We start from the raw sequence: 7,586 nt of genomic DNA on the forward strand, positions 1-7,586 counted from the left end.
CCCCGCTCCGGCCGGCGGGCTGCAGACATGCCCGCTGACGGCGCATCTGGCGATCACTCGACCGGTGAGCACACGTCCGGCGACCACGGCACGAAGGAGCAGGACGCATGAGCGAGCAGACGGAATCCCCCGGCGCGGCCGGAACGGCCACCCAGGACGGCGAGGCGGTAGTCACCGTCACGAAGCTCGTGGCCGGCTATCTCCCCGGCGTCAACATCCTCAATGGCTGCAGCATCGAGGCACGCAAGGGCGAGCTCATCGGCATCATCGGCCCCAACGGCGCCGGCAAGTCCACGCTGCTCAAGGCCATGTTCGGCCTCGTCAAGGTCCACTCGGGCTCGGTCCTCGTGCACGGGCAGGACCTCACGGGCCTCAAGGCCAACAAGCTCGTGAGCCGCGGCATCGGCTTCGTGCCGCAGACGAACAATGTCTTCACGACCCTCACGATCGAAGAGAACATGCAGATGGGCCTCTTCCAGCGGCCCAAGGTGTTCAAGGAGCGGTGGGACTTCGTGACGGACCTGTTCCCCGAGCTCGGCAAGCGCCGCACCCAGCGGGCAGGCTCGCTCTCGGGCGGCGAGCGGCAGATGGTCGCGATGGGCCGCGCGCTCATGATGAACCCGGCCGTGCTCCTGCTCGACGAGCCCTCCGCGGGCCTCTCCCCCGTCAAGCAGGACGAGACGTTCTTGCGGGTGCACGAGATCAACCGGGCCGGGGTCTCCGTGATCATGGTCGAGCAGAACGCACGCCGCTGCCTGCAGATCTGCGACCGCGGCTACGTCCTCGACCAGGGGCGCGACGCGTACCACGGCACAGGGCGCGAGCTTCTCCACGACCCCAAGGTCATCCAGCTGTACCTCGGAACGCTCGCGGACGACGAGCAGAACGGCAACTGAGTCAATCACAGGAAAGGGCTCCGGCTCCCTTGCGGGAACCGGAGCCCTTTTCGTGTGGGCGGAGGCCGTGGGGCTTACGACAGCTTGCCGTATTCCTCGCTCACAGGCTGCGGCACGTTCTTGTCATCGAACTTGTAGATGCCGATGTAGGCCTCTTGTGGATCACCGTTCTTGGCGAACGAGACCGGGCCGGACTTGCCGTAGTAGTGGATCTGCTTGCCCTGCCGGATGAGGGTCACGCAGCTCGCGAAGTCGGAGCACTTCTCGGGGCCGGCCGTGATGTCCTGAAGATGCGCCGCGATGTCGGTGCCCTTCGTGCTCTTGGCCTCTTCGGCAGCGAGCGAGATGAGGTTCACGGCGTCCCAGGACTCTCCCGCGTAGCTGTAGTCCTTGAGGCTCGCATCGATCGTCTTGAGCTGCGCCTTGAAGTCGTCCTTCGCAAACGTCCCCGGGATCGTGCCGCGCGCGCCGGAGAGGGTGCCCGCCGCCAGGTCCTTGCTGTAGTCGGACGTGTTGCCGTCCACGAAGAACATCTGGGTCGGCTTGACGCCCTTGCCCGCGAGGAGCGGGATGATCTGCTTGGCCTGGTCGAACGAGATGACCGCGATCGCGTCGGGCTTGGCCGCCACGACCTTGTCCACCTGCGAGCTGAACTGCGAGTCGCCCTCGTTGAACAGCTCCTCGTCCACGACCTTGCCGCCGGCCGCCTCGAACGCCTTCTTGACGTTGTCACGGAGGCCCGTGCCGTAGGAGTCGTTGAGCACGATCATGCCGAGCGTCTGAGCGCCACACGAGGCCATGTAGTTGCCGAGCACGCGGCCCTGGAGGACGTCGGACGGTGCGGTACGCCAGTAGAGCCCGTGCGCTGGCCAGGTGCTGAAGTCAGGCGACGTGTTGGCCGGAGAGAACTGCACCACGCCAGCGCCAGTGATCTGGTTGATCACGGTCTTGGTCACGCCCGACGAGGCGGCGCCGACAATCGCGCTGACCCCCTGCCCGAGGAGGTTCGTCACGGACTGCGTCGCGATGTCCGTCGTCGTGTCGCCGGAGTCGCGGTGGATGACCTCGATCGGATGCCCGAGCACGCCGCCCGCGTCGTTGACCTGCTTGACGGCGAGGTTCACGCCCGCGATCTCGGGCGGGCCGAGGAACGCGAGGGCGCCGGTCTGCGGCAGGAGCGAGCCGATCTTGAGCGGCGAAGCGGAAACCGTGTTTGCCTTGGGAACGTCAGACGGCTTGACCGTGGTGCCAACCGGCGAGGCGCCGGCCCCAGCGCCGGACGAGGGTGCCGGGCACGAAATGCCTCCGGCGGCCGCTGATGAGCTGCCGCTGCTGGTGGGCGTCCCCGAGGTGCCCCCGCACGCGGTGGCGAGCAGGGCAACCCCCACGCCAAGCGCTGTGAGCTTGGCCATCCGGGGTAATGCCTCATGGCGTGGAATCATTCGATTTTCTCCTCCATCGAAGGGCGCAAGGCACCCCGATGCGACCAATCAGGTGTTCCTGATCACACCGTCAGGCTAATCGAACGGTTTTGGTCACAGAAGTGGTACAGGTCACAGCCTTGTAACAGCTTTTGCACAGGATGGTCTCAAAAATCTTTCGCCCAGAATATGAATTCCAGATCAATAGTTTGTCGGCGACCGAGCCAGCCGCCGCGCCTCGTGCCCCAGCAGGGACTCGAACCCTGACTTGGCGGATTTTAAGTCCGCTGCCTCTGCCGATTGGGCTACTGGGGCGCCGCTCCAGCCTACCGCCACAGCCCCTCCGGCCAGGGCCACCCGGAGAACGACGACGGCGGCCGCCTCCCGTGGGAGACGGCCGCCGTCGCGCTGTGGTCGAGGCGCGTAGGACTACTGCGCGGGGACCTTGGCCGGCTCGGCCGGCGGGGCGATGGTCTTCGGCTTGGGGCTCGCCGCGGCCACGAAGGACGCGCGAGGGTTGTCGAGGTTCTCGAGCGGCGTGTTGTCGCGGCCCACGAACAGGGCCGACAGCCAGTCGAGGCCCACGCGGAACTTGCGCTCCACCGTCGGGATCGCGAGGCCGTGGTAGCCGCGGTGCGCGAGCCACGCGAGCGGGCCACGCAGGCCAATGTGGCCCACGAGGTTGATGTTCGCGACACCCTTCCACGGACCGAAGCCCGCGACGGCACCGAGGTTCTTGTGCTTGTAGTCCTCGAGCGGGCGGTCCCAACGGGAGGCCCAGAGGTTCTTCGCGAGGACCTTGGCCTGACGCAGCGCGTGCTGGGCGTTCGGGACGCACGTGCCGTCCGGGAGGCCCTTGCCGGTGAGGTCCGGCACTGCCGCAACGTCGCCGGCGGCCCAGGCGTTCTCGACGATGCCTTCGTCGCCGGCCACGCGGAGATCCGGGAGGACGCGGACGCGGCCGCGCGGCTCGAGCGGGAACTCGGTCGACTTGACCACGGGGTTGGCCTGGACGCCAGCGGTCCAGATGAGCGTGTCCGCGGCGAACTCCTGCGCCGGGGACTTGTCCGGCATGTTGATGAGCTTGAGCGTGCCCTCGGCGTTGGCGAGGGACGTGTTGAGCAGCACCTCGATGCCGCGGCTGCGGAGGTGCTCCACGACCCAGTCGGCCTGCTCGGGCGTGACCTCGGGCATGATCCGGCCCATGGCCTCGACGAGGACGAAGCGGACTTCCTCCTGCTTCACGCGGTCGTTCGTCGCGACGGTCGAGCGCGCGAGGTCCTCGAGCTCCGTGATGGTCTCGATGCCCGCGAAGCCGCCGCCGACCACGACGAACGTGAGCGCAGCCTGGCGCTCGACCGGGTTCGAGGCGGTCGAGGCGAACTCGACGCGCTCGAGGACCTGGTTGCGGAGGGCGATGGCCTCCTCGATGGTCTTGTTGCCGATGCCCTTCTCGGCGAGACCGGGGATCGGGAACGTGCGGGTGATCGCACCGGCGGCCATGACGACGTCGACGTAGGGAATCTCGATCGTGCCCTCGTTGCCCGGAAGCTGGACGACAGCCTTCCGGTTCTCGTGGTCAACGGACACGACCGAGCCCTGGATGACCTCGGACTCGCGCAGCGTGCGGCGCAGCGGGATGACGACGTGGCGGGCCTCGATGTTGCCGCCGGCCACCTCAGGAAGGAACGGCTGGTACGTCATGTACGGCATCGGGTCGACGACGGTGACGATGCCACCGGCCTTGGCGATCTTCTTCTGCAGCCCGAGGGCCACGTAAAGACCAACGTAACCACCGCCGGCGACAAGAACGCGCGGGCGGTCGACAAGCTCAATGGTGGAAGGCATGCCTCTACTGTATCAACTTGTGAAAACTTTCACTATCTGTTTCCGGGGCCTTTTTTCGAAGCCTCAGCACGTGCCAGATTCCGCCCGCGAGGATCGTCAGAATGAGGGCTCCGAAGCCGATCACGATGATCGCCGGCCACGGCGAGACGTCCGCTGAGGCGACCGGAGTGGGCGCGCTCGCCTCGGGCACGGGGGGATCGCTGGCCGGGGCACCCTGCGCTGGCGGCGCCGGAGCGGACGACGCCGGGGCCGACCTTCGGTGCACACGGATCCAGTCCGCGATCGAGCCGAGCGGGTTGGTCTGCGTCTCCGGGACGTCCGCCGTGAGCGCGGCGCCCGCGTTGAGGATGCCGTACCCGTAGATGGGATCGTGGCCCGGTGCCCCAGCGTCCTTGGCCGTCGAGATGATCCGGTTGATCACCTGCTTTGCGCTCATCTGCGGCCACTTGGACCGGATGAGCGCGGCGACGCCTGCCACGATCGGCGTCGCGCCCGACGAGCCCGCCCACGAGGCATAGGTCCCGTCCGGCATCCCGCCCACGAGCTGCTCGGCCGGGGCGGCCACGCCAATGCTCACGCCCTGCGAGGACGCGTCGATGCTCGCGTGCTCCTGCCGGTCGAGACCCGCGACGGTCAGGACGCCGGGGATCGTGGCCGGGGCCCCCACTTCGACGTTTCCGGCCGCGCGGTTGCCCGCGGCAGCCACGACGACGACGTCCTTCTGCTCGGCGTAGAGGAACGCGTCGTCCCAGCTCGTCGGCCAGTCCGGGGACGAACTCCCGAGGGACATGTTGATGACCTTCGCTCCGTGGTCGACGGCCCACCGCACTGCGGCCGGGATCTGCTCCATGTCGGTGGGGCCCGCGGGATTCGGCGAGCCGAGCCACGTCGAGACCGTGAGGAGCTGCGACTGGGGCGCGACGCCCACGATCCCGTCCGGCCCGGGGGCGCCGTTCGGCGAGGGCGTCCCGCCATGGCCGCGGCCCGCGAGGAGCGTCGCGACAAGCGTCCCGTGCTCCGACTCGGAGCCGATGGGCTTCTGTCCGTCCGGCTGACCCGCGCGCGAGACGTCGGTTCCCCCCACCACGGCGCCCTTGAGGTCGGGAATCCCACCGCTCACGCCGCTGTCGATCACGGCAACCGTGACGCCCGCGCCCTGGGACACGGACCACGCCTTGTCGATCCCGTATTCGGAAACCCAATACTCGGCGTCCCGGATCGGGTCAGCCCGGGCGGGCGCCACGGGCGCGAGCAGCCCCAGCCCCACGAGCCCGAGCACGGTCAACGCCGAGACGAGGGCGGCGAGGACCCGCGGGAAGAGGCGGGCATGTCCGATGCTGACCGCCATGCGTCAGCCTGCGGCGCGCCCGAGCGTGCTCAGGGCGATGCCGTCGAGGATGTCATGTTCGCTTGTTATCGCCGTGCCGATCCGACCGTCGGTCAGCTCGGCCATGCGCTCGAGCACTCGCCGCCACACGAGCGCCCCGGCCCCGATGACGTCGGCCCGGCCCGGGTGCATGTACGGGAGCGCGGTGCGCTCCTCGTGGCTCAGCCCCAGCAGCGAACCGCACGCGGCCTCGATCTCGGCGAGCGAGAGCTCGGAACCATGGATCCGTTCGGGCTGATAGGACGGGAGCGCGAGCGCGTGGGCGGTGATCGTCGTGATCGAGCCCGCGACGCCGATCACGGCGGTCGCCTGGGCGAGGGGCACCTCGGCGAGGGCCTCATCGATGCCGCGGTCGACGTCGTCCTGCGCCTCGGCGATCTCCGCCGCCGTCGGCGGGTCGGAGCGAAGGTGACGCTCGGTGAGGCGCACGCTGCCCATGTCGATCGAACGGGCCGCGATGACGCCGTCGGCATCGCCGAGCACGAACTCCGTGGAACCGCCGCCGAGGTCCACGACCACGACGGGTCGGCCCGATTCGAGCGGGAGGACGCTGGCGGCCCCGGAAAAGCTCAGCGCAGCCTCCTCGAGGCCCGGGACGACCTCGGGGTCGACGCCCAGCCGCGACCGAATGCCCTCCGCGAATTCGTCGCGGTTGCGGGCATCCCGCGTCGCGCTCGTCGCAACGAACCGCACGCGCTCGGCGCCGAGGCTCCTGATGATCTCGGCATAGTCCCCGACCGCGGCGAACGTGCGCTCGAGCGCCTCGGGTGCGAGCACGCCCGTCGCGTCGACGCCCTGCCCGAGGCGGACAATCCGCATCTCCCGGTGGACGTCGGCGAGGCTCACCGGCCCGCCGTCGCCCGCCTCGCCCTGCGTGTCCGCGACGAGCAGGCGAATCGAGTTGGTTCCGCAGTCAATCCCGGCGACCCTCATGCGCCGTCCCCCTCTGATGCCGTGGCTGATGCTTCGGTGTCCCGCTTGCGGACCGGCGCCGCGCGCCCCGTGAGCGACGGGAGGCCCTGCGGGCCGTGCCGGCTCAACTCCCTGTTCGGCGTCGGCGATTCCGTGTCCCACGCGCCGACGCAATAACAACGGTCGGGCGTCCACCACTCGGCGATTCGCTCGATCGCCTCGTCGCCGAGCGGGTTGACTCCAGGCCCCATCGAGAGCGACTGCCCCACGAGAACGTGAAGGCACTTGACGCGCTCAGGCATGCCCCCGGCGGAGACGCCGTCGATCTCCGGGACGGGGCCAATGCCCGCGAGCTCGCCGACGCGCCGCCGCGCCGCGAGATACGCCTCGTGCGCCGCCCGGTACGCGACCGCGAGCTCGGGCTCGGCCGCGAGCCGCTCGTTCATCTCCGTCATGGCCCCCGCGGCCTCGAGCCGCGAAACCGCGGACGTCACGACGGGGTGGGTGAGGTAGAACGTGGTGGGGAACGGCGTGCCGTTCGAAAGGCGGGGAGCCGTGGCCGCGACGAGAGGGTTGCCGCACACACAGCGCGCAGGGATCTCGACGATGTCGCGCGCGGGGCGCCCCAGCTGACGGCTGATCACGTCATAGTCCTGGGCGGTCGGTGCGGCGTTCCGTTCCGGGCTCGGGTGGGTCACTGTGTCCTTTCTCGACGCGCCGGGGCGCGGTCATTCCGTCGCGGCGCGGCGCACGGAGTCCCACAGGGCTTGCGTCCACGGGACGTCCTGCGGAGACGATCCCGACGTCGAACCGCTCTGAGCGGCCGACGTCCCGGCGTCCCCGAAGACCCAATAGGAGGTCTCCCCCGGCATGACCATGTTAATCCGGTCGCGGGCCTGCTGCTGGACGTAGGCGGGATCCTGCCAGCGCGAGATCTCTTGCTTGAGGTTCGCCTGGTCGCTCTGCTTCGCCGCGATGTCCGCCTGAATGGACTGGATCTCGGCGCGCTGGCTGAAGAAGACCCGCACCGTCGGGGCGAGCATGATGGTCACCGCGACGAGGACGAGCGCGAGCGCGACGATCCGGCCCGAGAACGCACGCGCCGGGACGGGCGCGCTGTCG

The 7,586-nt window shown here is 69.2% G+C and carries 7 protein-coding genes and 1 tRNA gene; 1 reads left to right on the forward strand and 7 read right to left on the reverse strand.

Translation table 11 applies throughout. The features are described 5' to 3' along the window. Positions 1-107: 107 nt before the first annotated feature. The gene (locus tag ACLN58_RS14770; RefSeq protein ID WP_415856020.1) at positions 108-896 is read left to right on the forward strand and encodes an ABC transporter ATP-binding protein; all 789 of its coding nucleotides are present in this window, start codon (positions 108-110) and stop codon (positions 894-896) included. A 74-nt stretch (positions 897-970) separates the two neighbouring features. Here the strand turns inward: ACLN58_RS14770 and ACLN58_RS14775 are convergent, their stop codons facing one another. From ACLN58_RS14775 to ACLN58_RS14805, 7 genes are all read right to left on the reverse strand, one after another. Continuing rightward, positions 971-2,308, reverse strand: coding sequence for an ABC transporter substrate-binding protein (locus ACLN58_RS14775; protein ID WP_415856021.1), 1,338 nt, complete (start codon positions 2,306-2,308; stop codon positions 971-973). A gap of 250 nt (positions 2,309-2,558) precedes the next feature. Further along, positions 2,559-2,632, reverse strand: a tRNA-Leu gene (locus ACLN58_RS14780). A gap of 114 nt (positions 2,633-2,746) precedes the next feature. Then, on the reverse strand, positions 2,747-4,165 hold the full coding sequence (locus tag ACLN58_RS14785) for an NAD(P)/FAD-dependent oxidoreductase (protein ID WP_415856022.1): 1,419 nt from the start codon (positions 4,163-4,165) through the stop codon (positions 2,747-2,749). A 4-nt stretch (positions 4,166-4,169) separates the two neighbouring features. Then, a complete protein-coding gene (locus ACLN58_RS14790; protein ID WP_415856023.1) occupies positions 4,170-5,513 on the reverse strand; it encodes a S8 family serine peptidase in 1,344 nt (447 codons plus the stop codon). Between the two features lie 3 nt (positions 5,514-5,516). Further along, complete coding sequence (locus ACLN58_RS14795) at positions 5,517-6,485, reverse strand: exopolyphosphatase (protein WP_415856024.1); 969 nt, start codon at positions 6,483-6,485, stop codon at positions 5,517-5,519. Continuing rightward, positions 6,482-7,162: a DUF501 domain-containing protein gene (locus tag ACLN58_RS14800; RefSeq protein WP_415856025.1), complete on the reverse strand. Its 681-nt coding sequence runs from the start codon at positions 7,160-7,162 to the stop codon at positions 6,482-6,484. Before ACLN58_RS14800 ends, ACLN58_RS14795 begins: the two co-directional genes overlap by 4 nt. Before the next feature lie 30 nt (positions 7,163-7,192). After that, a partial coding sequence (locus tag ACLN58_RS14805; protein ID WP_415856026.1) for an FtsB family cell division protein occupies positions 7,193-7,586 on the reverse strand: 394 nt, incomplete at its 5' end.

Source organism: Sinomonas sp. G460-2, assembly GCF_047759905.1.
Taxonomy (GTDB): domain Bacteria; phylum Actinomycetota; class Actinomycetes; order Actinomycetales; family Micrococcaceae; genus Sinomonas.